The organism is Streptomyces sp. NBC_01276, from assembly GCF_041435355.1.
In the GTDB taxonomy this organism is placed as follows: Bacteria; Actinomycetota; Actinomycetes; order Streptomycetales; family Streptomycetaceae; genus Streptomyces.
On sequence record NZ_CP108442.1, the window covers coordinates 2,749,269 to 2,775,359 of the forward strand.

Consider the following 26,091-nt stretch of genomic DNA (forward strand, 5'->3'; position numbering starts at 1 on the left):
CGTGCGGCAGTGTCGGCGGTCGTGACTGCGGCATGACGGATGTCATGCGGTCGGCATGACGCGGACGGGTGCGGACGCGGTGCGGCCGTCGTGCGGACGCGGCGCGGCCCCTTCCCGGGGGCCGGGAAGGGGCCGTGCGTGCAGTGCGTGCCGTGCGTGCGGGACCGTCAGCCGGCGTTGGTCTCGATGGTGACGATCCGCTCGGCGGGGGTCTTGCCCACGAGTGCCTTGCCGAGGGCGCCGGCGACGTCCTGCGGGGTGACCGCGGTCTTCGCGCCGGTCCCCCGCATGATCATGACCCCGTCGAAGGTGTTCCCGTAGGTCGCCTTCAGGGCCTCCAGGTCGTACTTCTCGACGAGGTGGCCGTCCACGGCGGTCATGCTGAGGATCTTGGGCAGGGACCTGGCGCCGAAGGGCAGGCTCTTGCCGCCCGCCTTGACGGTGGCGGGAGCCGACATCGCCGGCTCCGCGAACTCCTTCATCGCCCGGTTCAGTTCGGCCTCGGTGACGGTGGGTTCCTTGGTGGCGGTGGGGAGTTCGACCGCGCCGGCCTTGCCGGTGCCGACCAGCTCGCGGAAGGCCTTGGTGACCTTGTCCACGGAGCCGTCGACGTCGAGGCTGGTGCCCGCCTTGCCGGGGACCGCGACGGCCTTGCCGGTGTCGAACTTGATGGTGCCCTCGGTGGCCGAGCCGGCGGTGCCGGCGAGCTCCTGCAGGGCGACCCGCAGCTTCTCCTCGTCGACGGGCATGACCGCCTCGGCGGTGCGCTCGACGCCGAAGAGCGAGCCGACGACCGTGACGGGGTTGTAGTCGCTGCCCGCCGCGTTGCGGACCGTGGTCTGGCTGTCGAGGGTCAGACCGGCCTTCTCGGGCTTCAGCTCGACCTGCTTGCCGCCCACGCTGAGCTGCAGCGGGGCCGCGGCGCGGGTGCCGAAGGCGGTCTGGAGCTTGGTGACGGCGTCGTCGCGGCTGCCGCTGATGTCGACGCCGAGGACGGTGGTGCCCTTGGGGACGTCGGAGTGGTTCAGCAGCAGTCCGGCGCCGTAGACCGCGCCGGCGAGGACGACGACGGCACCGCCGAGGAGGGCCACCTTGGAGCGGCCCTTCTTGGCGGCCGCGGCCGGGGCGGCGGACTTGCCCGCCTTGCCCGTCTTGCCGGGCTTCGCGGGCTTCTTGCCGGCCGGGCCGGGCGGCGGGGGCACCGGGACGGTCTGCCGCGGCGGCTGCGGACCGGGCGGCGGGGTGATGGGGCCGGGCTTCTGGACCGGGGCCGCGAAGTCCGCGGCCTCGGGACCGGGCCAGCGCGGGGACTCCTCGGCCCCCACGGGTACGGTGCCCAGCGCGGGCCCGCCGGTCGGCCCGTCGGGCGCGTCGAAGGCCGGGAACGCCTCCGTGCTGGGACCCGTGTCGAACTCCGGGTACGCCGGCGCGGGGGCGCCGACGCCGGGACCGCCGACGGCCGGGGCGGGGGCGAACCCGGCGCCGCTGCCGTGCGGGGCCGGGGGCTGGACCGGGCCCGGTCCCTGGCCGCGGGTGGGGAGCGGCGGGGGCGCGAAGCCCGCACCGGCGGACGGGGCGGCCGGGGGCGCGGTGGAGCCGTAGCTGGCGCCCGTCGGCGCGGGCGCCGGGGCGGACGGCGGGGCCGTGGCGCCCTTGCGCGGCGCGAACCAGTTGCTGGACTCCTCCGCGGCGGGCGCGGGCGGTGCGGCGGGAGCGGGGGCGGACTGGCCCGGCGCGGCCTGGCCGGGCGCGGACCGGCCCGCGGAACCGGGCGGCAGGGCGCGGGCGGCCGACGCCTGTCCGGAGGCGGGCGCCGGCGGCGCACCGCGCGGCGGGGCCTGGGCCGGCGCCTGGGCCTGGGCCGGATCGGCCCCGGTCCGTTCCGCAGCGGAGCCGCCCGCGGCGGCCCCCTTCACCGGCTTGCGTACGACCACCGGCGGGATCGGCCGCGAACCCGGGATGTTGATCCGGATCCGGGTCGTCAGGGTGGTCTCGGTCTTCGGCCCGTCGGTGTCGGGCGTGGACGGGTTCGACGTCACAGGGTTCTCCTCCGGGGCGCTCGTCGCGCCGGGCCCGAATGGCACAGTCGTGGACGGGTGCTGGCCGGTTCCGTACGGCGGCGTACCCGAGGGGTAGGCGGCTCCACCGTGCCCCTGGGGCCCGGGGGACGAACTGTCAGTTTCACGACTCAAGGCAGGTTCTCCCGGTTGGCTCCGCCGCCCGTCTTTACCGTGCGCGGGCAGCTCGGCGGCCCGTCCACCATACTGGCCGCCGCCCGCACGCAACTGTCCCCCGGGAATCCCAGGTTCCTCTTCGCTCTCCACACGCCCTCTCCCGAGGGCCCGTCAAACCCCCTCAACCCGTCCCCGATCGGCGAGCGGCGGAGTTCAGCGGCCCGTCAGCCGCGCGGCCGGGAGGCCGAAACGGACCCCTCCACCGGGCCGCGCATCGTGGCGCAGATCACAGCGATCACACTTCCCCCCAAAAGGTATGCGTACATACCGATTCCGGAGGAACCCAACAGGAAGTCCCCTTCGGGTCGGGGGAGGGTGAGCAGGACGTACGACAGGAACCAGCCGGCCGCCGCCGCGCCCACTCCGGCCGCCGCGCCGATCGCGATCCGCGAGCCGAGGAACAGGCCGAGCAGGGCCAGCAGGGCCAGCAGCAGCCCGGCCGGGAACCACAGGTCCAGTACGAGCCAGCCGGCCGCGCCGGTGAGCGCGCCCGCGACGAGCAGGCCCAGCAGGGCGGCGATCCGCCCGGGGGTCCAGGGCGTGGTCATGCGCGCACCCCCGCGAAGAGGTCCCGCTCGCGCGTGCCGGCCGGGGCTCCCGGCTCGCCCGCGGCGAGTTCGTAGTACTCGCGGACGAACAGGGGCTGGGCCAGGTCGTTGGAGAGGGCGAAGAAGGGGCCGTCCACGGCGATCTGGGTGACGTGCGCGCGCATCGCGGCCGCCTTGGCCGCCGCCCATCCCCGCCCGCCGCCTTCGCCGTCATCGCCGCCGTCGTCGTCACCGCCGATCTCGGCGGTGATCCGCCCGTCGTCGACGACCCCGGGGACGTCCTGCGGGCCCGCGACGCCGGGGAAGGGCGTCCCGGTGGCGCGCAGCCGGGCGAAGCCCTCGTCGACGACCGAGCGCGGGACCCGGTTCCAGTAGAGCTTCGCCACCGCGTGCGCGGGGCCGAGCTCCGGCCGGTGGGCGGGGTCGGCGGCCAGCTCCGCGCCGCGCGTGGCGACGCGGTGGGCCTGGATGTGGTCGGGGTGGCCGTAGCCGCCGTCGGGGTCGTAGGTGACGAGGACCTGCGGCCGCAGTTCCCGGATCACCTCCACGAGGTACCCGGCCGCCTCGTCCAGGTCCGCGGACCAGAAGGCGCCGGGGCGGGTGTTCTGCGGGGCGCCCATCATCCCGGAGTCCCGGTAGCGGCCGGCGCCGCCGAGGAAGCGGTGGTCGGTGACCCCGAGTTCCTTCATGGCGGCGGCGAGCTCCCCGACCCGGAAGGGGCCGAGGGTGTCGTCGCGGTCCGGCGCGAGGTGGGCGAGCTCGGCCGGGATGACCTCGCCCTCCTCGCCGAGCGTGCAGGTCACCAGGGCGACGTGGGCACCCTCGGCCGCGTACTTGGCCATGGTGACGCCGTTGTTGATCGACTCGTCGTCCGGGTGCGCGTGCACGAGGAGCAGACGACGGGCGGGAAGACCGTTCATGGGGCCAGCCTACGAGCAGGACCGCGCGGCCGCGTCCCTACAGCTTGAGGCCGCTGATCATGCTCGCCACGTTGGACGTGAGCTGGCTGAGCGTCGGAGCGATCGTCGAGCTCGCCAGGTAGAACCCGAGCAGCACGCACACGAAGGCGTGCCCCGCCTTCAGTCCCGACTTCCGGACCAGAAGGAAGACGACGATCGCCAGCAGCACCACGGCCGAGATCGAGAGTGCCACGGCGTTTCACCTCCACGTCGAGCGGACATCGGTACGCGTACTCGTGCTCGGCGAAGTCATACCCACCGTGCGCTACGGATCATAACTATCCGTACCAGCGCATCGATCGAATTCCGGCAGCACGAGGGGCGCATGCCGCGCACGCCCGGGGGCACGCGGAGGCCGGGCGGGAGGACGTCGCGTCGCCCCGGGCGCCCCCCGGAGCCCGAACGGCCACATCCCGTCCGCCCGCACGGTCCGGAACTCGGGGCAGACAGGGTCAAGTCGCCCACGTACAGAGCGTGTTGCCATGGCCGGAACCCGACCGCGACGCCGTGCGCACGGTGGCGAAAAATAATCGCTCGAACGGCCGGGGGCCGGCGGACGGGCCCGCGGGACGCTACGCATCGGCGTCCCGCGGGGGCGCCGACGGGGGCGGCACCACCTGCTTCTCGGCCGCGAAGTGACAGGCCGACGGGTGGGCGGCCGGCCCGGACGGGAGGGCCTGCGGGACCGCCAGCAGCGGGACCTCCACGGCGCAGCGCGCCTCGGCCTTCCAGCAGCGGGTGCGGAAGGTGCAGCCCGAGGGCGGGTTGGCCGGCGAGGGGACGTCACCGGTGAGGATGATGCGCTCGCGCCGCTCGCGGGCCCCGGGGTCGGGGACGGGCACGGCGGACAGCAGGGCCTGGGTGTACGGGTGGGTGGGGTGTTCGTAGATCTGGGTGTCGGTGCCGGTCTCGACGATCCGGCCGAGGTACATGACGGCGACCCGGTCGGAGATGTGCCGGACGATCGAGAGGTCGTGGGCGATGAACACGTAGGAGAGCCCGAACTCGCCCTGGAGGCGCTCCAGCAGGTTGACGACCTGGGCCTGGACGGAGACGTCGAGCGCGGAGACGGGCTCGTCCGCGACGATGACCTCGGGCCGGAGGGCCAGGCCGCGGGCGATGCCGATGCGCTGGCGCTGGCCGCCGGAGAACTGGTGCGGGTAGCGGTTGATGTACTCGGGGTTGAGGCCCACGACGTCCAGGAGTTCCTGGACCTTGCGGCGCCGGTCGCCCCTGGGTGCCACCTCGGGGTGGATCTCGAAGGGCTCGCCGATGATGTCGCCGACCGTCATCCGCGGGTTCAGCGAGGTGTACGGATCCTGGAAGACCATCTGGATGTTGCGTCGGACGGCCTTCAGGGCGCGGCCGGACAGCTTGGTGATGTCCTGGCCCTTGTACGAGATCGCGCCCGCGGTCGGGCGTTCCAGGTTGACCAGCATCTTGGCGACGGTGGACTTCCCGCAGCCGGACTCGCCGACGATGCCGAGGGTCTCCCCTGCTGCCAGCCCGAAGGAGACCCCGTCGACGGCCTTGACCGCGCCGATCTGCTTCCTGAAGAGGATGCCCTGGGTGAGCGGGTAGTGCTTGACGAGGCCGCGGACCTCCAGGATGGGCTCAGCCACCGAGGCACTCCTTCCAGAAGAAGCAGGCGCTGGCCCTGCCCGGGGCGACGTCGGCCAGCGGCGGGACCTCCGCCCGGCAGGCGGCGCGGGCCATCGGGCAGCGGGGGTTGAAGGCACAGCCGGCCGGGATGGCGAGCAGGTTGGGCGGCAGGCCCTTGATGGCGTAGAGGTCCTGGCCCTTCTGGTCCAGGCGCGGGATCGAGTCGAGCAGGCCGCGGGTGTAGGGGTGGGCGGGGGCCGCGTAGAGGTCGTGGACGGGGGCGTTCTCGACGATCCGGCCCGCGTACATGACGGCGATCCTGTCCGCGACGTCGGCGACGACGCCGAGGTCGTGGGTGATCAGGATCAGGCCCATGTTCATCTCGCGCTGGAGCTCCGCGAGCAGGTCCATGACCTGGGCCTGGACCGTCACGTCGAGGGCCGTGGTCGGCTCGTCGGCGATGATCAGGGAGGGGTCCAGGGCCAGCGCCATGGCGATCATGATGCGCTGGCGCATGCCCCCGGAGAACTGGTGCGGGTAGTCCCCCACCCGCTGCCTCGCCGCCGGGATCCTGACCCGGTCCATCAGCTCCACGGCCTTGGTCCTGGCGTCCTTGCGGGACATCCCGCGGTGGACCTCGTACATCTCGCCGAGCTGGGCGCCCACGCTGAGCACGGGGTTGAGGGAGGAGAGGGCGTCCTGGAAGATCATCGCCATTCCGGCGCCGCGCACCCTGCGCCGCTCCTCCTCCTTCATCGTGAGGAGGTTCTTGCCCTTGAAGAGGATCTCGCCGCCGGCGATGCGGCCCGGCGGCACGTCGAGGATCCCCATCACGGCCTGCGCGGTGACGGATTTGCCGGAGCCGGACTCGCCGAGCACGGCGAGCGTCTCGCCCTCGTCGACCGAGTAGTTCACTCCGTTGACCGCCTTCGCGACGCCGTCGCGGGTCTTGAACTCCACGTGCAGGTCGCGGACTTCGAGCAGCATCTGGCGACTCACTCCTCAGCGCAGCTTGGGGTCGAGGGCGTCGCGCACCGCGTCGCCGAGCATGATGAAGGCGAGCACGGTCAGGCTCAGGGCGCCCGCCGGCCAGAGCAGCATGTGCGGGGCGTTGCGGATCTGGGAGGCGGCGTTGGAGATGTCGATGCCCCAGGAGACGGTGGGCGGGCGCAGCCCGACGCCGAGGAACGACAGGGTGGCTTCGAGGGCGATGTAGGTGCCCAGCGCGATGGTGGCGACGACGATGACGGGGGCGACGGCGTTGGGGGCCACGTGCCGCAGCAGCATCCGGCCGTTGCCGGCGCCGAGGGCGCGGGCGGCCTGGACGTAGTCGTTCTGTTTGGCGGTGATGACCGAGCCGCGGGCGATGCGGGCGATCTGCGGCCAGCCCAGCAGCACGATGAAGCCGACGACGGGCCAGACGGTGGTGCTGGTGACCACGGAGAGGAACACCAGGCCGCCGAGGACGACGGGGATCCCGAAGAAGATGTCGGCGACGCGGGAGAGCACGGCGTCGCCCCAGCTGCCGAAGAAGCCGGCGAGCCCGCCGAGCGCGGAGCCCAGCAGGGCGGCGCCGAGGGTGGCGCAGACGCCGACGGTGATGGAGGCGCGGGCGCCGTAGACGGTGCGGGTGTAGACGTCGCAGCCCTGGGTGTCGTACCCGAAGGGGTGTCCGGGCTCGGGGCCCTGCTGGGACTTGGACAGCCGGCAGTACAGGGGGTCGCCGCTCGCGATGAGCTGGGGCCAGATCGCGATGACCACCAGGAAGAGGATCATCAGGGAGGAGATGACGAAGACGGGGTTGCGGCGCAGCTGGTGCCAGGCGTCGGACCAGAGGGAGCGGGCCTTCTCCCGCGGGCCGGTGTCGGGTCCGGGGGGCCGCTCCAGGCTCTCGCCCCCCTCCACGGCGAGGTCCATGGGCCCGCCCTGACCGGTGGGCGAGACCGCCTCGCGCGGACGTGGGCCCACGGGGTCGTACATGGCGGGGCCTTCCGGGCGCTCGGGGTCAGGCATACCGGATCCTCGGGTCCAGGACCGCGTAGAGCAGGTCGACGAGCAGGTTCGCCAGCAGGAAGACGATCACGAGGATGGTGACGAAGCCGACCACGGTGGGCGAGTTGTTGCGCAGGATGCCCTGGTAGAGCTGGTAGCCGACGCCGTGGATGTTGAAGATCCGCTCGGTGACGATGGCGCCGCCCATCAGGGCGCCGATGTCGGTGCCGATGAAGGTGACGACGGGGATCAGGGAGTTGCGCAGCAGGTGGCGGGTGACGACGCGGTGGCGCGGCAGGCCCTTCGCGGTGGCGGTGCGGACGTAGTCGGCCTTGGCGTTCTCGGCGATGGAGGTGCGCGAGAGCCGGGTGACGTAGGCGAGCGAGACGAGGGCGAGGACGATGCCCGGCAGGATCAGCTCGTTGAAGGGGGCGTCAGGGGAGACGGTGGGCCGTACCCAGCCCCATTTGACGCCGAAGACGTACTGGAGCAGGTAGCCGGTGACGAAGGTGGGCACCGAGATGACGACGAGGGTGAGCACCAGGACCGAGGTGTCGATGGACTTGCCCCGGCGCAGCCCGGTGATCACGCCGAGGGTGATGCCGATGACGATCTCGAAGAAGATCGCGACGATGGTCAGGCGCAGCGTGACGGGGAAGGCCGAGGCCATCAGGTCGGTGACGCTCTGCCCGTTGAAGGCGGTGCCGAAGTCGCCCTGGAAGATCTGGCCCATGTAGTGCAGGTACTGCTTCCACAGGGGCTGGTCGAGGTAGAGGTCCTTGCGGATCCGCGCGGCGGTGGCGGGGTCGGGGGCCTTGTCGCCGAAGAGGGCCGCCACCGGGTCGCCGAGCGCGTACACCATGAAGAAGATCAGGAACGTGCTGCCGATGAACACCGGGATCATCTGGAGCAGTCGCCGGATCACGTAACGTCCCATGGACTGCTCCAGGATCGATCCGAGGGGTGGGTCAGCTGACCGTGATCTGGTTGTAGACCGGGACGCTGAACTGGTTCAGGGCGACGTCGGAGATCCGCTCGGAGTGCCCGGCGCTGCCGTTCTGGTACCAGAGGGGGATGGACGGCATCTGCTCCGCGAGGATCTTCTCCGCGTCCTGGAACTTGGCGATCGCCTTGGGGGCGTCGCTCTCCTGGTTGGCCTCGTCGACGAGCTTGTCGAAGTCCGGGTTGCTGAACTTGCCGTAGTTGGAGGAAGCCCCGGTGTAGTAGAGCGGCTGGAGGAAGTTCTGGATCAGCGGGTAGTCGGCCTGCCAGCCGGAGCGGAAGGGGCCGGTCAGCTTGTAGGCGCTCTGCTGGTTCCTGAAGTCGGCGAAGGTGCCGATCGGGTTGACCGTGCAGACCGGGCCCTCGCCGATCGCGTTGTTGATGCTGTTGCAGACCGCGTCCATCCACTCGCGGTGCGAGCCGGTGTCGACGTTGGAGGTCAGCGTGACCTTCCCGCCGGGCAGGCCGCCGCCCTCCTGGATGAGCTTCTTGGCCGCGGCGGGGTCGTACTTGCAGGCGTCGCCGCAGAGGGTGGCGTTGAAGCCGCCCTTGGCCCCGAGGGCGGGGGAGGTCCAGTCCTTGCCCGGTGTACGGGTCTCGCGGAAGATCTGCTGCGTGATCTCGTCGCGGTTGATCGCCATCGAGATGCCCCGGCGGACCTTCTCCATGCCCTCCTTGCCCCACTGGGGGTCGTAGAGCGGGAAGGTGAGGGTCTGGATGATGAGGGCCGGCTGGTTGATGTACCGGTCGCCGAGGTCGTTCTTGACGTTCTTGAGCTGCTGGGCCGGGATGTCGTCGACCAGGTCGAGGTTGCCGGAGATCAGGTCGGTGTAGGCGGTGTTGTTGTCGGTGTAGACCTTGAGGTCCACGCCGCCGTTCAGCGCCTTGTCCGCACCCGTGTAGCCGTCCCACTTGCGCAGCTTCATCCCGGTGCCCTTGGTGTACGAGTCCACCGTGTACGGGCCGTTGCCGATCGGCTTGTCCAGCCAGCCGGCGTGGTCGGTGAAGAAGGCCTTGGGCAGTGGCGAGAAGGCCTGGTAGCCGAGGGTCTGGGGCCAGGTGGAGAACTTGTGCTTCAGGGCGACGGTGAAGGTCTTGGGGTCCTTGACGACCAGCCCGGACATGGTCTTCGCCTTGGGCTCGCCGGTCGTGGGGTGCACGTCCGCGTAGCCGACGATGTCGGAGAAGAACGGCGAGTTGTTCTGCTTGTTGCGCACGTCGGCGCCGTAGTTCCAGGCGTCCACGAAGGACTGGGCGGTGACCGGCTCGTCGTTGCTGAACTTCCAGCCGTCCTTCAGTGTGATCGTGAAGTTCTGACTGTCCGTGGTGTCGATCTTCTCGGCGAGCATGTTCACGGCCTCGCCGGTCTTCGGGTCGTAGCGCTTGAGGCCGCGGAAGAGCATGTCGAGGACCTTGCCGCCCTGCACCTCGTTGGTGTTGGCGGGTTCCAGCGGGTTCTGCGGGTCACCCCAGGAGGAACTGACGATCCCTTCGGCACCGCCGCCGCCACCGTCGCTCTGTTTGCCGCAGGCCGTCGCCGCGAGGGCGACGGCCACCGCACATGCGGCCCACTTGGCGTGGGTGGCTCCGCGCATGGAGTGCCTCCTAGGGGTACCAAGACTCGCTTCGGGGCCAATGTCACCCCATGTGGGTCCCTGCACACCCCTGGTTGGACCGATTGCACCCTCGCGTCCCCCGGCTGTCACCCCTGCGAGTGCAAAGCCAGCTCCCAGGTGTCCACGGCGTAGTGCGGTCGCATGCCGTGCGCTTGGTACAGCCCGACTGCGCCGGTTTCGTTGGCGGTGTCCACACCGAGGCCCACCGTGTCGCGGCCCCGGGCGGCGTACGCGGCGAAGCCGTGGCGGAGCAGGAAGCCGCCGACGCCCCGGCCGCGCAGCCCCTCGCGTACGCCGATGTGGCTGATCCAGCCCATGCTGGTGCGGTCGTCCCGGGTCAGCAGCACGGCCGCGTCGCCCGCCCCGGGCAGGCTCGCGATCCACACCAGGGACCAGTCGAGGGTGCGGGCGTCGAGGTGGTCCAGCCAGGGTTCGTACGCGCGCGGGGCGTGCCCGAAGTGGGCGGCGAAGGTCTCCTCCACCAGGGCGTGGGCCCGGCGGCGGTCGGACCGGTCGGCCCCGCAGTCGCGCAGGGCCAGCCCCGGGGGCGGCACGGGCGGGGCGGCGTCGGCCGGGGTGAGCCGACGGGTCATCACCTGGTGGCGGCGCACGGTGCGGTAGCCGCGCCCGGCGAGGAGGGCCGGGTCCAGGGTGGGGGCGGCGCCCAGCTGCAGGCGCAGGCGCGGGCGGTCGGCCCCGGCGGCCATCGCGCGGGCGCGGGCCTCCATCAGCTCCAGCAGCCGGCGGGCGGCCCGGGGCTCGCCGGGCAGCACGTAGTGGTCGCCGTCGATCCGGCCCGGTCCGGAGTCGTTCCAGACGAGGGCGTAGGCGACGGGCCGGCCGGCGCGCAGGGCCAGCCAGGAGTCGGTGGCCAGGTCCACCCGTGGGTGGTTGAGGTCGGCCAGGGCGGTGCCCAGGTCGGTCTCGGGTCTGCCGATCTCGATGACGTCGACGGCGTTGAGCAGGGCGCAGATGTCGGAGGCGTCCCCGGGGCCGGCGGGCCGGACGGTCAGCGTGTCGCGCATCCGCCCACTCTCGGCGCCGCCCACGCCCGGCCGCAACCGGCTTCCGCCCCGCGGACGGGAAAAGCACCGGGGCGCCCGGGGCCGGATGGTTCCGGCCCCGGGCGCCCCGGGACGAGCGTACGGAGGGGGTCAGACGGCCAGGACGGCCTTCTCCTCCGCGAAGTGGCACGCCGACTCGTGGGCGGCCGGGGTGTTCACGCCCTGGAAGCGCGTCGGGATCGCCAGCAGCGGCTCCTCCGTGGCGCACTTGTCCTCGGCCTTCCAGCAGCGGGTGCGGAAGCGGCAGCCCGACGGCGGGTTGGCCGGCGAGGGGACGTCACCGGTGAGGATGATGCGCTCGCGGGCCTCGCGGACCTCGGGGTCCGGCACCGGCACCGCGGACAGCAGGGCCTGCGTGTACGGGTGGGTGGGGTGCTCGTAGATCTCGGCGTCGGAGCCGATCTCGGCCATCTTGCCCAGGTACATGACGCCCACGCGGTCCGAGATGTGCCGGACGATCGAGAGGTCGTGCGCGATGAAGACGTAGGAGAGGTTGAACTCGTCCTGCAGCTTCCCCATCAGGTTGATGACCTGCGCCTGCACCGACACGTCGAGCGCGGAGACCGGCTCGTCGCAGATGATGATCTCCGGGTTGAGCGCGAGGCCGCGGGCGATGCCGATGCGCTGGCGCTGGCCGCCGGAGAACTGGTGCGGGTAGCGGTTGATGTACTCGGGGTTGAGGCCCACGACGTCCAGGAGTTCCTGGACCTTGCGGCGCCGGTCGCCCTTGGGAGCCACCTCGGGGTGGATGTCGAAGGGCTCGCCGATGATGTCGCCGACCGTCATGCGCGGGTTCAGCGAGGTGTACGGGTCCTGGAAGACCATCTGGATGTTGCGTCGGACGGCCTTCAGGGCGCGGCCGGACAGCTTGGTGATGTCCTGGCCCTTGTAGAAGACCTCGCCGGCGGTGGCCCGCTCCAGGTTCATCAGCAGCTTGGCGACGGTGGACTTGCCACAGCCGGACTCGCCGACGATGCCGAGGGTCTCGCCCCGGTACAGGTCGAAGGAGATCCCGTCGACGGCCTTGACCGCGCCGACCTGCTTCTTGAACAGGATGCCCTGGGTCAGCGGGAAGTGCTTGACCAGGTTGCGGACCTGGAGGATCGGCTCGCGCTCGGGGGCGTTCTCGGTGAGCTCAGCCATGGATCTGCTCCTTCCAGAAGTGGCACGCGCTGCCGCGGCCGGGCAGCTCGCTGCCGTCGCGCTCGGTCACCTGGTGCAGGACGGGCACGTCGGTGCGGCAGACGTCCTGCGCCTTGGGGCAGCGCGGGTTGAAGGCGCAGCCCGAGGGGATGTTGAGCAGGTTGGGCGGGAGGCCCTTGATCGCGTAGAGCTCCTGGCCCTTCTGGTCCAGGCGCGGGATCGAGTCCAGCAGACCGCGGGTGTACGGGTGCGCGGGACGCTTGTAGATCTCGTGGACCGGGGCGTTCTCGACGATCCGGCCGCCGTACATGACGGCGATCTTGTCCGCGACGTCGGCGACGACGCCGAGGTCGTGGGTGATCAGGATCAGGCCCATGTTCATCTCGCGCTGGAGCTCCGCGAGCAGGTCCATGACCTGGGCCTGGACCGTCACGTCGAGGGCCGTGGTCGGCTCGTCGGCGATGATCAGGTCGGGCTCCAGGGCCATCGCCATGGCGATCATGATGCGCTGGCGCATACCGCCGGAGAACTGGTGCGGGTAATCGCCCACGCGCGCCTTGGCGGCGGGGATCTTCACCCGGTCCATGAGCTCGACAGCCTTGGCCGTGGCGTCCTTCTTCGACATCCCGCGGTGCACGCGGAACATCTCGCCCAGCTGGGCGCCGACCGTGTGCACGGGGTTCAGCGAGGACAGCGCGTCCTGGAAGATCATGGCGATCTTCTGGCCGCGGATCTTGCGGAAGTCCTCGGCCGGGAGCTTGAGCAGGTCCTGGCCCTGGAACAGGATCTCGCCTTGCGGGATCTTGCCCGGGGGCATGTCGAGGATGCCCATGATGGCCTGCGCCGTCACGGACTTGCCCGAGCCGGACTCGCCGAGGACCGCGAGGGTCTCGCCGGCGTTCACCGAGTACGAGACACCGTTGACGGCCTTGGCGACGCCGTCGCGGGTGTGGAACTCGACGTGCAGGTCGCGCACTTCGAGCAGGGGGGTCCCCTCCGGCGCCGAACGGGGCGCGGGGACGTTCGAGGTCTTGCTGATAGTGGTCAACGTACGCCCTTCCTCAGCGCAGCTTCGGGTCGAGGGCGTCGCGCACCGCGTCGCCGACCATGATGAACGCGAGCACGGTGATGCTCAGCGCGGCGGCCGGGAAGAGGAGCACGTGCGGCGCCTGGAGCCAGCGGACGGAGGCGTCGCTGACCATCAGGCCCCAGGAGATGCCGGGGGGCTGGACACCGATGCCGAGGTAGGACAGCGCCGCCTCCGCACCGATGTACACACCGAGGCTGATCGCACCGACCACGATGACGGGGGCGACGGCGTTCGGCAGGATGTGGCGCATGGTGATGCGCCACGTGCCGGCACCGAGGGCGCGGGCCGCGACCACGTAGTCGTTGTTCTTGTTCTGCAGCACCGAGGACCGCATGATGCGGAAGATCTGCGGCCATCCCAGGGTGGCGAGCACGATGGACACGGTCCACGCGTTGCCCTTGCCGAGGCCGGACATGATCAGCATTCCGCCGAGGAGCAGCGGGATGGCGAAGAAGATCTCGGTGAAGCGGGAGAGCAGGCTGTCGACGATGCCGCCGACCCAGCCGGCCAGCAGACCCAGCGCGCCGCCGACGACGATCACCAGGGTGGTGGTGACGACACCGACGATGATCGAGTTGCGGGCCGCCCACACGGTGCGCGTGTAGACGTCGCAGCCCTGGACGTCGAAGCCGAACCAGTGGTCGGCGCTCGGCTTCTTCAGGGAGTCCTGGAGCTGGCAGGCGCCGGCCGTGAACGGGCTGTCCGGCGTGAACCACTGCGGGACCGCGGAGAGCACGATCAGCAGCAGGACCAGCGCGGAGCCGATCAGGAAGATGGGGTTGCGGCGGAGGTCGGAGACGGCGTCGGACCAGAGGCTGGCCTCGCGCTCCTTCTTCGCCTTCTTGCCGGGGGTGTTGCCGACCGTGCCGCTCGTGGAGGGCGCGCCGGCGGTCTTGGTGTCGGTCAACTCGTCCCCCACCGTAGTTGTCTCACGCATAGCGGATCCTCGGGTCGAGCACGGCGTACAGCATGTCCACGATCAGGTTGGCGACCAGGTACACGATGATCAGGAGCGAGACGACGCCCACGATCACGGTGCCTTCCTTGCGGTAGACCGACTCGGCCAGCAGGCCGCCGATCCCGTGGATGTTGAAGATCTTCTCCGTGATGACCGCGCCACCCATGAGCGAGCCGAGGTCGGCGCCGAGGAAGGTGACGATCGGGATGAGCGCGTTGCGCAGCGCGTGACGGCCCACGACACGGCGGCGGGGCAGGCCCTTCGCGGTGGCGGTGCGGACGTAGTCGGCGCGCATCGTCTCCATCAGGCTGGTACGGGTCAGTCGGGCCACGTACGCGAGCGAGGTCGAGGCGAGCACCAGGGCCGGGAGCAGGTAGGCGCGGATGCCGTCGTTCTCGTTGAAGGAGACGGGGAAGAAGTCGATGCCCCAGCTGTTCTTCAGCTGGACGCCGAGCGTCAGCTGAAGGATGAAGCCGCTCACGAAGACCGGGATCGAGATGACCAGGAGCGTGGACAGGAGCACGAGCTGGTCGAGGAACTTGCCGCGGCGCAGGGCGGCCATGATGCCGGCCAGGACGCCGACGACGGCCTCGATCAGGAAGGCCACGATCGCCAGGTTCATCGTGTAGGGGAAGGCTTCGGTGATCTTGTCCCAGACGGATCGTCCGGTCAGGGTCTCGCCGAAGTTGCCCTGGAACAGGTTGGAAATGTAGTTCCAGTACTGCGACAGGAACGAGTCGTTGAGGTGGTACTTCTCGCGAAGCATCGCCGCGACGAGCGGGTCTGCCTTCTTCTCTCCGGCCAGTGCCTGAATCGGGTCACCGGGGAGCTTGAAGGACAGCCAGTAGATCAGGAACGTGGCACCGATCAGAACAGGGATCGCCTGTATGAGTCGGCGGATGAGGTAGCGGCCCATCAGACCTCCAGCAAAGAACAGGGGGAAAGGGCAGGCAGACGGAAACCTGATTCCGCCTGCCCGCCCCCGGGTTCCCCTACGTGAAGAGGGGTGTTAGTTGAGCTCGACGTTCGCCAGGTCCATGCGGCCCTGGGCGTCGACCTCGACGTTCTTCACGGACTTGGAGTAGGCCGAAGAAGACATGTAGGTGAAGATCGGGATGTACGGAAGGTCCTTGATGATGATGTCATCGGCCTTCTGGTACAGCTTCAGACCCTCGGCGGGGTCGGTGGCCTTGTCGGCCTCCGCCATGGTCTTCTCGAACTCGTCGTTCTTGTAGTGACCGTAGTTGGAGCCGTTCTCGATGGCGACCTTCGAGAACACCGGACGGAGGTAGTTCTCCGCCGCCGGGTAGTCCATGGACCACGCCATACGGAACGCGCCCTTGTACTTCGAGGCGCCCAGGTCGTCCAGCAGCTCGCCGAACTTGGCGAACGGCTTGGCGGTGACCTCGATGCCGAGGTTCGCCTTCAGCTGGTTGGCGACGGCCTCGATCCACTCCTTGTGGCCACCGTCGGCGTTGTAGCCGAGCTCCATCTTGTTGCCGGGGAGACCGCCGGCCTTCTCGAAGATCTCCTTGGCCTTGGTCGGGTTGTAGGTGCCGACCTCGCCCAGCGCGCCCTTGCGGTAGCCCGGGATGATGGGGCTGATGAAGTCGTCGGCCGGCTTGCGGGTGCCGTTGAAGATGGTCTTCGTGATGGCGTCCCGGTCGATGGCCATGGAGATGGCCTGACGGATCTCCACCTTGCCGAACGCCTCGGGGTTCTGCTCCAGCGGGAGACCGATGTAGCCGACGGCCGACTCGGGCTTGTAGATGTAGCGGTCGCCGAACTCCTGGGAGACGGTGGCCATCGCCGAGATCGGGAGCTTGTCGACGATCTGGATGTTGTCCGAACGCAGGTCGTTGTACGCCGTGTCCAGGTTGTCGTAGATCTTGAAGGTGACGCCCGCGAGCTTGGCGCGACCCTCGGCCGGGTACTTGTCGTACCGCTTGACCTTGATCTGCTTGTTGTGGTCCCAGGCGCCGTCCATCTGGAAGGGGCCGTTGCCGATCGGGCTCTCGCCGAACTTCTTGGCGCCGTCGGTCTCGAAGGCCTTCGGCAGCGGGTAGAAGGCGTTGTAGCCCAGCATCGTCTTGAACTGGGAGAACGGCTCCTTCAGCGTGACGGTGAAGGTGCGCTCGTCAACGACCTTGAGGCCCTTGAGCTCCTTGGAGGTGGGCTTCTTGTCCTTGCCCGGCGCGAGCTCCTCGGAGCCCTCGATCTTGGCGAAGAACGGCATGCCCTCGGCGGCGTTGTCCTGGTTGGCGCCCCAGTTCCAGGCGCGGACGAAGGACTGGGCGTCGACCTTCTCACCGTTGTGGAAGGTGAGGCCGTCCTTGACCTTGATGGTCCAGGTCTTCGAGTCGGTCGTGTTGATCGACTCGGCGGCGGCCAGCTTCGGCTCGTTGGTCTTGTTGTCGTAGTCGACCAGACCGGTGAAGAGCGCGTGGAGAACCTCGGCGCCCTCGGACTCGGCGGTGTTCTGACCGACCAGGCCGTGCTGCGGCTCGCCGAGCACCACCGTGATGTTGCCGCCCTTGCCGCCGGCCTCGTCCTTGCTGGTGCTGCAAGCCGTGGCAGCCATCGCCACGATGACGGCACCCGCGACCCACTTGGCGCTCGTTGCTCCGCGCATGGGTATTTGCCTCCTCAGGAGTCACTGTCGATTCGTGAAGGACCCGGGTTCCGCTGACACCCCTGACAGCGAAATCCGGTCCCATCGTGTGTGCTCGTGAGTCGACGCTCCCCACAGCGTGTGACCCATTGACCCGAGCTCAATGGAGCCATCCTCAGGGACGCCCAGACCGTAAACCACACTTAAGTGGTCTCGTTTTCACAACATCACCGCATGGCGAAAACCCGAAATCCGGACAAACGGATAGGAGACAGACACGTGCGAAACGGACGGTTAGCTCACCTTCCGGAGTGTCACGCTCGGAATGCGGACACCAGAATGAAACAATCCGCTTGACAAAAGCGAACAGCCCCTCCCCGCACCGGTCCGGTGCGGGGAGGGGCTGTTTCAAGCCGTACGGCTCTCGGTCAGTGTCCGGCTGGGGTACGGCCGGGCTCCGACTCGTGTACTACTTGGCGGACTTGGCGCGCGAAGCGGTGCGCGAGCGGTCCTTCTGGTCCAGGACGACCTTGCGGATGCGGACGGCCTCCGGGGTCACCTCGACGCACTCGTCGTCGCGGCAGAACTCCAGGGACTGCTCCAGGGAGAGCTTGCGCGGCGGCACCACGTTCTCGGTGTTGTCCGCGGAAGCCGCACGCATGTTGGTGAGCTTCTTCTCCTTGGTGATGTTCACGTCCATGTCGTCGGAGCGCGAGTTCTCGCCGACGATCATGCCCTCGTACACCTCGGTGCCGGGCTCGGTGAACAGGACGCCGCGCTCCTGCAGGTTGATCATCGCGAACGGCGTGACCGAACCGGCGCGGTCGGCGACCAGCGAGCCGTTGTTACGGGTGACCAGCTGGCCGAACCACGGCTCGTGGCCCTCGTGGATCGAGTGGGCGATACCCGTACCGCGGGTGTTCGTCAGGAACTCCGTACGGAAGCCGATGAGGCCGCGCGACGGGACGACGAACTCCATGCGGACCCAGCCGGAGCCGTGGTTCGACATGTTGTCCATGCGGCCCTTGCGGACGCCCATGAGCTGCGTGACCGCGCCCATGTGCTCCTCGGGGACGTCGACCGTCATGCGCTCGACCGGCTCGTGCACCTTGCCGTCGATCTCCTGCGTGACGACCTGCGGCTTGCCGATGGTCAGCTCGAAGCCCTCGCGGCGCATCTGCTCGACCAGGATGGCGAGCGCGAGCTCACCACGGCCCTGGACCTCCCAGGCGTCCGGACGCTCGGTGTCCAGCACGCGCAGCGAGACGTTACCGATGAGCTCGCGGTCCAGGCGGTCCTTGACCTGGCGGGCGGTGACCTTGCGGTCCTTGACCGCGGACTTGGCGTCCGCGCCCTTGCCGCTGCCGCCGCGGCCGACCATCGGGGAGGTGTTCGTACCGATGGTCATGGAGATCGCCGGCTCGTCGACCGAGATCAGCGGAAGCGCGATCGGGTTCTCCGGGTCGGCCAGGGTCTCGCCGATCATGATGTCGGGGATACCGGCGACCGCGCAGATGTCACCCGGGCCCGCCACCTCGGCCGGCTTGCGGGTGAGCGCCTCGGTCATCATCAGCTCGGTGATGCGGACGTTCGACTGGGTGCCGTCACGCTTGATCCACGTGACGGTCTGGCCCTTGCGCAGCTCGCCCTGCTCGACGCGGAGCAGCGCGATGCGGCCGAGGAAGTTGTCGGCGTCCAGGTTGGTGACGTGGGCCTGGAGGGGGGCCTCGTCGTCGTACACCGGGGCGGGGACGTGCTCCAGGATGGTGGAGAAGAACGGCTCCAGGCTGTCGCTGTCCGCGGGGACGGTGCCGTCCTCGGGCTTGGTCAGCGAGGCGACGCCGTCACGGCCGCAGGCGTAGACGATCGGGAACTCGATCTGCTCCTCGGTGGCGTCCAGGTCCAGGAAGAGGTCGTACGTGTCGTTGACGACCTCGTCGATCCGGGAGTCCGGGCGGTCCGTCTTGTTGATGCAGAGGATGACCGGCATGTTCGCCTGCAGGGCCTTGCGCAGGACGAAGCGGGTCTGGGGCAGCGGACCCTCGGAGGCGTCCACCAGCAGAACGACGGCGTCCACCATCGACAGACCGCGCTCGACCTCACCACCGAAGTCGGCGTGGCCGGGGGTGTCGATGATGTTGATCGTGATCGGGGCCCCGCCGTCCTTGGGGTGGTACTTCACCGCCGTGTTCTTGGCGAGGATCGTGATGCCCTTCTCACGCTCCAGGTCGTTCGAGTCCATCATGCGGTCGTCGAGGTGCTGGTGGGCGGCGAAGGCACCGGCCTGCTTGAGCATGGCATCGACGATGGTCGTCTTGCCATGGTCGACGTGGGCGACGATGGCGACGTTACGGATGTCGTGGCGCGTGGGCACTTCGGCGCTTCTCCCGGGATCGTGGATGGCGTCACGTACGGCCTGGCACGCGCGCCTCGGCCGGGCGGAAAACCTGCCACGGCCTTACCCCATCCTACGTCGGTTGGCGGGAACCGCCTGCCGGGGGGTCTGTCAAGAGGCCGGACGACTGAGCGCGGCCGGGTTCGGGGTGGGGTGTCCCGGCCGTGGGAGGAGCCTGTGTTCCTGCGGGTCAATGGGTATCAACGACCTTGCCCGCCGGGGATCCGGCGGGCAAGGGAATTGAGTCACATCTGAGCTAGTGACCCGTGGGTCAACCTGCCAGGCCCCGCTTTTTCACCACTTGTTCGGCGCGACTACTTCTTCTTCGCGTCCTTCTCGGTGGGCGGCTTCATCCAGCCGATGTCCTGGTACCGCGGCGCCCCGAGCCCGAACGCCCCCGTGTTGGCCAGACCGGGCTTCACGGCGACCAGCTCGGGGCGCTGGTAGATCGGGATGGAACCGGCCGCGGCCCAGATCCGGGCGTCCGCCTTGCGCATCAGCTCGCGGGCCTGCTCCTCGTCCAGCTCACCGGCCGCCTGGTCGAACAGCTGGTCGATGTGGTCGGTGCCCACCCGGGTGTAGTTCTGCTCGACGACGAGCGAGCCGTCCGCGGCCGGCTCCGGCTTGGCGAAGATGGGGCGGGCGTCGGTGGCGGGGTAGGCCGTCGCGGGCCAGGAGTAGAGCGCCAGGTCGTACTGGCCCGAGGCCACGTGGTCCTTGAAGAAGCTCTCGTCCGCGACCTTCTTGATCTCGGTGGCGACACCGATCGTCTGGAGCATCCGGGAGATCCGGTCGCCGACCGTCCGCAGGGCCTCCGAGCCGGGCCCGGCCGGGAGGACGAAGCGCAGGGTGAGGGGCTTGCCGTCCTTGGCGAGGACGGCGCCGGAGGTGCGGGCGGCCTGCTTGGCCGGGGCGGGGGCCGGGGTGGCCCGCACGGGCTCCTTGTCGTCGGCGCCGTTCTCCGCCCGCCCGTCCGCGTCGGCCGCCGCGCGCTTGGCGTCGTCGAGGGTCCGGGCCTGGGTCAGCAGCGCCTCCTCCTGCTGGGCGGCGAGGGAGCCGGGGGCCAGCACCGGGGAGGGCTGCTCCTTGGGGGCGCCCGGCGCGAACCGGTCCGCGTCGACGATCTCCCCGTCGAAGCCCTGCGCGGGGCCTTCGGGGAGACCGGCGGCCGCGGGCGCGCCGTGGCCGTCATGGGCGGGGCGGCGGGGAGCACCGCCCCGGCCGTCGTCCTGGCCGACGATGTAGAGGCCGTCGTTGCCGGTGCCCGGGCCCGAGGGGGTCTTGGAGTCGTCCTTCTTCCCGCTGCCGTCGCTCTCGGAGCCCGCCTTGGCGCCCGCCGGGTCGGTGAGCTTGCCGTTCTTGCGCCAGCCCGCGTCCGAGAGCAGGGCCTGGGCCGCCTGGGGGTCCAGGCCGCCGAGGGCGTCGCTGTTGTCGGCGTACGCCTGCTGCCCGGCCAGGGCCAGGTGGCTGCCGACCGGCTCCGCGGGCAGGCCGAGCGGCTTCAGGACGATCTCGGTGAGTTCCTTGCGGTCCAGGGCGCGGGCCACCGCCCGCCGGACCCGCTCGTCGGACAGCGGGCCGGAGGCGCCGTTCATGGCCAGCTGCGTGTAGGCGGGCTCCAGCGACTTGCGGACGGCGAAGGAACGCAGCGCCGACTGCTCGTCGGCGTACTTCCTGACGGCCTGCGCGTTCTTCTCGCGGCTCTCCTGCTCCTCCTTCGCCTTGGTCTCGTCGGAGCCGTGGGCGAGGGCCCAGGAGAGGGTGGCCTGCGCCGGGGTGAGGTCGGCGGCGGGGCCGTGCGCCCCGTTGACCTGGCCGGCGTCGCGGTGGGCCAGGGCGATCCGGTCGGCGCCCGTGCGGTCGATCTCGGCCAGGTCGATCTTCCCCGCGGCCAGCGCGGCCGGGCGGGCCGCCCGGGGCACGGCCGTCAGGACGAGGGTGTCCAGCTTCGCGGCCCGGCCCCACCAGCGCGGGTTGCGGGTCAGGGCCGCGGTGCCGGTCTTCTTGTCGATGGCCCCGAGGCCGAAGGGTCCGGCGGTGACCTTGAGGGTGCCGCGCGCGCCCTCGTTGAAGGCCTCCGGGGTGCCCATGACCTGCTTCGGGTAGAGCGGGCCGAACAGGGAGCGCCAGTCGCCGTACGGCTTGGCGAAGGTGACCTTGACCTCCAGGTCGTTCTTCCCGCGCTCGATCTTCTCGATCCGGTCGTAGCCGGCGTTGCGGGCCGTCCAGTACGCCGAGTCCTTGCCGTTCAGGGCCCGCCACTGGGCGACGAAGTCGGGGGCGCCGATCTCGCGGCCGTCGCTCCACACCGCCTTCTGGTTCAGCTTGTACAGGACGACCTGCTTCGGCTCGCGCTCGACGACCTCGGCCTTCTCCAGGTAGTCGGGATTGGCCACCGGCCGGCCCTTGGAGTCCAGCACGAAGAGCTGCGGCAGGACCGCCCCGGCGATCCGGGTGGTGGTGGCGTCGGCGTCGGCCTGGAAGGTGTTCAGGGTGTCCGGCAGGGAGTCCACCGCCCAGCGCAGGACGCCGCCGTCGGCGACCCGGTCGCGGGCCGTGACCGCGATGTCCGGTCCCGCGGCGGCCGGCCCGCCCTCCTCCTCGGCCGCCCCGCATCCCGCGAGGAGCGGCAGCGCAAGGACTCCCGAGGTGAGGAGCGCCAAGGACCTGCGCGTTCTCTGGGTCATGGGTGGTACCTCCGGGGCGGGGCGCGGGTGGCCGTGAAAGAGGGGTGTCTTGATCACGTTCGGCGGTATATGGAGCTGATCACACTGGTGCCGGATCCCACTGAAATAGACGGCCGCCCGGCTCCTCAGGAGCGGCCCCTCGCCACGCCGCGAACCCCACCCGTGCGGACCAATCCGGCTTGCGCGCGGGCGCGCGTTCCCCCGGGGGAGGGATGAAAATGGGGGCAGGGAGGGGCGCACGGTTCGCGCCTGCGCGCCCGGAATCGCTGCACGTCCCTTCACAACCGGGGACGGGAGGCGCGACACTCGCAGGCGCCCGGAAGCGTTGCCACCGCACCCGCGGAAGTGAGGTCACGTCATGTCCCTGCAAGACGATCTGACGGCCGTACGACGCAATCTGAACGAGCTGGTCCGCTCCGTGGAGCGGTTGGAGCAGGACGTCGCACGACAGTCGCCGGCCGCTCCCAGGACCCCCGAAGCGGGCCGGATGGTATCCGTCCCGGACACCCCGTACGACAGCACGCTGTGGACGGACACCGACGACGAGGGCCTCGGCGCCCGCGACCGCCGCGCCCCCTGACACGCCCCCTGCCGTCCGCGCACTCCCCATCTGGCCCGGCCGCCCCGGCCGGGCCTCCTGGGCCACCCCTCATCACTCCACCCGGAGTCCCCTTTGGCCACAGGCACGGAACCACACCGACAGCGGCCCGGCGGGGTCCACGACCCCTCCCGGGCCGCCATCGCGGCCCGGCACCTGCGCACCGACCGGTGGTGGCTTTCGCCCGCCGGCACCGCGGCGGGGCTGCTCGCCTTCATCGTCTACTCGACCTGGCGGGCCTTCTCGAACGCCGACTACTACGCGGCCCCGTACGTGTCGCCGTTCTACTCGCCCTGTCTGGCGGAGAACTGCGTCCCGATGCGCGGCGGCCCCAACCTGGACCTCTTCGGCAGCTGGTGGGGCCTGTCCCCCGCCCTGCTGATCCTGGTCTTCCCGCTCGGCTTCCGGCTGACCTGCTACTACTACCGCAAGGCGTACTACCGGGGTTTCTGGGCCTCGCCGCCCGCCTGCGCCGTCGCCGAGCCGCACACCTCGTACACGGGCGAGACCCGGTTCCCGCTGATCCTGCAGAACGCGCACCGGTACTTCTTCTACTTCGCGGTGCCGGTCGCCGGGATCCTCACGTACGACACCGCGCTGACCTTCCGCGACGGGCACTACGCGTGGGGCCACATGGGCCTGGGAACCCTGCTGTTCCTCGTCAACATCGTGCTGATCTGGGCCTACACGCTCTCCTGCCACTCCTGCCGGCACATCATGGGCGGCCGCCTGAAGCACTTCTCCAAGCACCCGGTGCGCTACCGCCTCTGGGGCTGGGTGAGCCGGCTCAACACCCGGCACATGCAGCTGGCCTGGGCCTCCCTGATCAGCGTCGCCCTGTGCGACTTCTACGTGTACCTGCTGGCCAGCGGCACCGTCACCGACCCGAGGATCTTCTGAGATGGCACAGGTGGAACGGCAGCAGTGGGACGTGGTCGTCGTGGGCGCGGGCGGCGCCGGGCTGCGGGCCGCGATCGAGGCGCGCGAGCGGGGCGCCCGTACGGCCGTGATCTGCAAGTCCCTGTTCGGCAAGGCCCACACGGTGATGGCGGAGGGCGGGATCGCCGCCTCCATGGGCAACGTCAACGACCACGACAACTGGCAGGTGCACTTCCGCGACACGATGCGCGGCGGCAAGTTCCTCAACCAGTGGCGGATGGCCGAACTGCACGCGAAGGAGGCCCCCGACCGGGTCTGGGAGCTGGAGACCTGGGGCGCGCTGTTCGACCGCACGCCCGACGGCAGGATCTCCCAGCGCAACTTCGGCGGCCACGAGTACCCGCGCCTCGCGCACGTCGGCGACCGGACGGGCCTGGAGCTGATCCGCACCCTCCAGCAGAAGATCGTCCAGCTGCAGCAGGAGGACTTCAAGGAGTACGGGGACCACGAGGCCCGCCTCAAGGTGTTCCAGGAGTGCACGGTCACCCGGGTGCTGAAGGAGGGGCGGAGGGTCTCGGGGACCTTCTGCTACGAGCGCGAGAGCGGGCGGTTCTTCGTACTGGAGGCCCCGGCGGTGGTCCTGGCCACCGGCGGGATCGGGAAGTCGTTCAAGACCACCTCCAACTCCTGGGAGTACACGGGCGACGGCCACGCGCTGGCGCTGCTCGCCGGGGCCCCGCTGCTGAACATGGAGTTCGTGCAGTTCCACCCCACGGGCATGGTCTGGCCGCCTTCGGTGAAGGGGATCCTCGTCACCGAGTCCGTCCGCGGCGACGGCGGGGTGCTGCGCAACTCCGAGGGCAGGCGGTTCATGTTCGACTACGTCCCCGACGTGTTCAAGGAGAAGTACGCCGAGTCGGAGGAGGAGGGCGACCGCTGGTACGAGGACCCGGACCACAACCGGCGTCCGCCCGAGCTGCTGCCCCGCGACGAGGTGGCGCGGGCCATCAACTCCGAGGTGAAGGCGGGCCGCGGCTCCCCGCACGGCGGGGTCTTCCTCGACGTGTCGACCCGGATGCCGGCCGAGAGGATCAAGCGGCGGCTGCCGTCCATGTACCACCAGTTCAAGGAGCTGGCGGACGTGGACATCACCGCCGAGCCGATGGAGGTCGGCCCGACCTGCCACTACGTGATGGGCGGGATCGCCGTCGACTCGGACACCGCCGCCACCGTCGGCGTACCGGGGCTGTTCGCGGCCGGCGAGGTGGCCGGCGGCATGCACGGCTCGAACCGGCTCGGCGGCAACTCCCTGTCCGACCTGCTGGTCTTCGGCCGCCGGGCGGGACTGCACGCGGCCGGGCACGCCGCGGCCGCCGACGGGGCGCGGCCGGCGGTCTCCCAGGAGCAGATCGACGCGGCGGCCGCCGAAGCGCTGGCCCCCTTCCACGCGGCGGAGGGCGCCGAGAACCCGTACACGCTCCACCAGGAGCTGCAGACGACCATGAACGACCTGGTCGGCATCATCCGCCGGGAGGCCGAGATGGCCGAGGCCCTGGAGCGGCTCGCCGCGCTGCGCGTGCGGGCCGCCCGTGCCGGGGTCGAGGGGCACCGGCAGTTCAACCCGGGCTGGCACCTGGCACTGGACCTGCGCAACATGCTGCTGGTCAGCGAGTGCGTGGCCCGCGCCGCCCTGGAGCGCACGGAGAGCCGGGGCGGGCACACCCGGGAGGACCGCCCCGCGATGGAGCGGGAGTGGCGTCCGGTCAACCTGCTGTGCCGGCCGGCGGATCCGCCTCCCGCCGATCCGGCCGCCGACCGGATCGTCCTCACCCGCACCCGGACCGAGCCCATCCGCCCGGACCTGCTCGCCCTGTTCGAGAAGGAAGAGCTGGCCAAGTACCTCGCCGAAGAGGAGCTCTGCGAATGACTGCCTACGACGCACGCTTCCGGGTCTGGCGGGGTGACGCGGAGGGCGGATCGCTCAGGGACTTCACCGTCGAGGTGCACGACGGTGAGGTGGTCCTGGACATCGTCCACCGGATCCAGGCGACACAGGCGTCCGGCCTCGCGGTGCGCTGGAACTGCAAGGCGGGCAAGTGCGGTTCGTGCAGCGCGGAGGTCAACGGGCGTCCCCGGCTGATGTGCATGACGCGGATGTCCGTCTTCGCGCGGGACGAGACGGTCACGATCACCCCGCTGCGCGCCTTCCCGGTGGTCCGGGACCTGGTCACGGACGTGTCCTTCAACTACGCCAAGGCGCGCGAGGTCCCGGCCTTCGTGCCGCCGGAGGGGGTCGCGGCGGGCGCGTACCGGATGCAGCAGGTGGACGTGGAGCGCTCGCAGGAGTTCCGCAAGTGCATCGAGTGCTTCCTGTGCCAGGACACCTGTCACGTGGTGCGCGACCACGAGGAGAACAAGGCGGCCTTCGCCGGGCCGCGCTTCCTGATGCGGGTCGCCGAGCTCGACATGCACCCGCTGGACGCGGCCGCCGAGGCGGGCCTGGACCGCAAGCGCACGGCCCAGGAGGAGCACGGGCTGGGCTACTGCAACATCACCAAGTGCTGCACGGAGGTCTGCCCCGAGGGCATCAAGATCACCGACAACGCCCTGATCCCGCTGAAGGAGCGGGCCGTGGACCGCAAGTACGACCCTCTGGTGTGGCTGGGGAGCAGGATCCGCCGCCGTTCGGATTCCGACCCCCGGTAGTTCACTT

The 26,091-nt window shown here is 70.2% G+C and carries 21 protein-coding genes; 4 read left to right on the plus strand and 17 right to left on the minus strand.

The features are described from left to right. Positions 1 to 167 precede the first annotated feature (167 nt). The 17 genes from OG295_RS11670 to OG295_RS11750 all read right to left on the minus strand — a co-directional run bounded on the left by OG295_RS11670 (position 168) and on the right by OG295_RS11750 (position 21,901). Complete coding sequence (locus OG295_RS11670) at positions 168 to 2,039, minus strand: hypothetical protein (protein WP_371676810.1); 1,872 nt, start codon at positions 2,037 to 2,039, stop codon at positions 168 to 170. A 359-nt stretch (positions 2,040 to 2,398) separates the two neighbouring features. After that, the gene (locus OG295_RS11675; protein WP_371676811.1) at positions 2,399 to 2,782 is read right to left on the minus strand and encodes a DUF6113 family protein; all 384 of its coding nucleotides are present in this window, start codon (positions 2,780 to 2,782) and stop codon (positions 2,399 to 2,401) included. Continuing rightward, the gene (gene mshB, locus OG295_RS11680; protein ID WP_371676812.1) at positions 2,779 to 3,702 is read right to left on the minus strand and encodes an N-acetyl-1-D-myo-inositol-2-amino-2-deoxy-alpha-D-glucopyranoside deacetylase; all 924 of its coding nucleotides are present in this window, start codon (positions 3,700 to 3,702) and stop codon (positions 2,779 to 2,781) included. The genes OG295_RS11675 and mshB overlap by 4 nt, the downstream gene beginning before the upstream one ends. 37 nt (positions 3,703 to 3,739) lie before the next feature. Further along, positions 3,740 to 3,934, minus strand: coding sequence for a hypothetical protein (locus tag OG295_RS11685; protein ID WP_136213899.1), 195 nt, complete (start codon positions 3,932 to 3,934; stop codon positions 3,740 to 3,742). 379 nt (positions 3,935 to 4,313) lie between these two features. Further along, the gene (locus tag OG295_RS11690) at positions 4,314 to 5,363 is read right to left on the minus strand and encodes an ABC transporter ATP-binding protein (protein ID WP_371676813.1); all 1,050 of its coding nucleotides are present in this window, start codon (positions 5,361 to 5,363) and stop codon (positions 4,314 to 4,316) included. Beyond that, the gene (locus OG295_RS11695) at positions 5,356 to 6,330 is read right to left on the minus strand and encodes an ABC transporter ATP-binding protein (RefSeq protein WP_359920605.1); all 975 of its coding nucleotides are present in this window, start codon (positions 6,328 to 6,330) and stop codon (positions 5,356 to 5,358) included. Before OG295_RS11695 ends, OG295_RS11690 begins: the two co-directional genes overlap by 8 nt. Before the next feature lie 15 nt (positions 6,331 to 6,345). Further along, entirely contained in the window at positions 6,346 to 7,356 is a 1,011-nt protein-coding gene (locus OG295_RS11700) for an ABC transporter permease (RefSeq protein ID WP_371676814.1), read from the minus strand. Further along, positions 7,349 to 8,272 (minus strand): ABC transporter permease, encoded by a 924-nt coding sequence (locus OG295_RS11705; protein ID WP_030226080.1) that lies wholly within the window; start codon positions 8,270 to 8,272, stop codon positions 7,349 to 7,351. The genes OG295_RS11700 and OG295_RS11705 overlap by 8 nt, the downstream gene beginning before the upstream one ends. A 31-nt stretch (positions 8,273 to 8,303) precedes the next feature. Beyond that, positions 8,304 to 9,932: an ABC transporter substrate-binding protein gene (locus OG295_RS11710; RefSeq protein WP_371676815.1), complete on the minus strand. Its 1,629-nt coding sequence runs from the start codon at positions 9,930 to 9,932 to the stop codon at positions 8,304 to 8,306. 107 nt (positions 9,933 to 10,039) lie between these two features. Beyond that, complete coding sequence (locus tag OG295_RS11715) at positions 10,040 to 10,978, minus strand: GNAT family N-acetyltransferase (RefSeq protein WP_371676816.1); 939 nt, start codon at positions 10,976 to 10,978, stop codon at positions 10,040 to 10,042. Between the two features lie 129 nt (positions 10,979 to 11,107). Then, positions 11,108 to 12,160, minus strand: coding sequence for an ABC transporter ATP-binding protein (locus tag OG295_RS11720; protein WP_371676817.1), 1,053 nt, complete (start codon positions 12,158 to 12,160; stop codon positions 11,108 to 11,110). Next, a complete protein-coding gene (locus tag OG295_RS11725; RefSeq protein ID WP_371676818.1) occupies positions 12,153 to 13,208 on the minus strand; it encodes an ABC transporter ATP-binding protein in 1,056 nt (351 codons plus the stop codon). Before OG295_RS11725 ends, OG295_RS11720 begins: the two co-directional genes overlap by 8 nt. A gap of 13 nt (positions 13,209 to 13,221) precedes the next feature. Then, on the minus strand, positions 13,222 to 14,187 hold the full coding sequence (locus tag OG295_RS11730) for an ABC transporter permease (RefSeq protein WP_371676819.1): 966 nt from the start codon (positions 14,185 to 14,187) through the stop codon (positions 13,222 to 13,224). Then, complete coding sequence (locus OG295_RS11735; RefSeq protein WP_266842028.1) at positions 14,180 to 15,124, minus strand: ABC transporter permease; 945 nt, start codon at positions 15,122 to 15,124, stop codon at positions 14,180 to 14,182. Before OG295_RS11735 ends, OG295_RS11730 begins: the two co-directional genes overlap by 8 nt. 93 nt (positions 15,125 to 15,217) lie before the next feature. Next, on the minus strand, positions 15,218 to 16,840 hold the full coding sequence (locus OG295_RS11740; RefSeq protein WP_371676820.1) for an ABC transporter substrate-binding protein: 1,623 nt from the start codon (positions 16,838 to 16,840) through the stop codon (positions 15,218 to 15,220). A gap of 448 nt (positions 16,841 to 17,288) precedes the next feature. Continuing rightward, positions 17,289 to 19,193, minus strand: a complete 1,905-nt coding sequence (gene typA / locus OG295_RS11745) for a translational GTPase TypA (RefSeq protein WP_371676821.1) — start codon at positions 19,191 to 19,193, stop codon at positions 17,289 to 17,291. Between the two features lie 335 nt (positions 19,194 to 19,528). Further along, entirely contained in the window at positions 19,529 to 21,901 is a 2,373-nt protein-coding gene (locus tag OG295_RS11750; RefSeq protein ID WP_371676822.1) for an ABC transporter family substrate-binding protein, read from the minus strand. A gap of 358 nt (positions 21,902 to 22,259) precedes the next feature. Here OG295_RS11750 and OG295_RS11755 point away from each other — a divergent pair, with 358 nt between their 5' ends. From OG295_RS11755 to OG295_RS11770, 4 genes are all read left to right on the plus strand, one after another. Beyond that, positions 22,260 to 22,481: a hypothetical protein gene (locus OG295_RS11755; protein ID WP_356223164.1), complete on the plus strand. Its 222-nt coding sequence runs from the start codon at positions 22,260 to 22,262 to the stop codon at positions 22,479 to 22,481. A 93-nt stretch (positions 22,482 to 22,574) separates the two neighbouring features. Then, positions 22,575 to 23,399: a hypothetical protein gene (locus tag OG295_RS11760; protein ID WP_371676823.1), complete on the plus strand. Its 825-nt coding sequence runs from the start codon at positions 22,575 to 22,577 to the stop codon at positions 23,397 to 23,399. A 1-nt stretch (position 23,400) separates the two neighbouring features. Continuing rightward, on the plus strand, positions 23,401 to 25,305 hold the full coding sequence (locus tag OG295_RS11765; RefSeq protein ID WP_371676824.1) for a fumarate reductase/succinate dehydrogenase flavoprotein subunit: 1,905 nt from the start codon (positions 23,401 to 23,403) through the stop codon (positions 25,303 to 25,305). After that, positions 25,302 to 26,084, plus strand: a complete 783-nt coding sequence (locus tag OG295_RS11770) for a succinate dehydrogenase/fumarate reductase iron-sulfur subunit (RefSeq protein WP_371676825.1) — start codon at positions 25,302 to 25,304, stop codon at positions 26,082 to 26,084. The genes OG295_RS11765 and OG295_RS11770 overlap by 4 nt, the downstream gene beginning before the upstream one ends. Positions 26,085 to 26,091 lie beyond the last annotated feature (7 nt).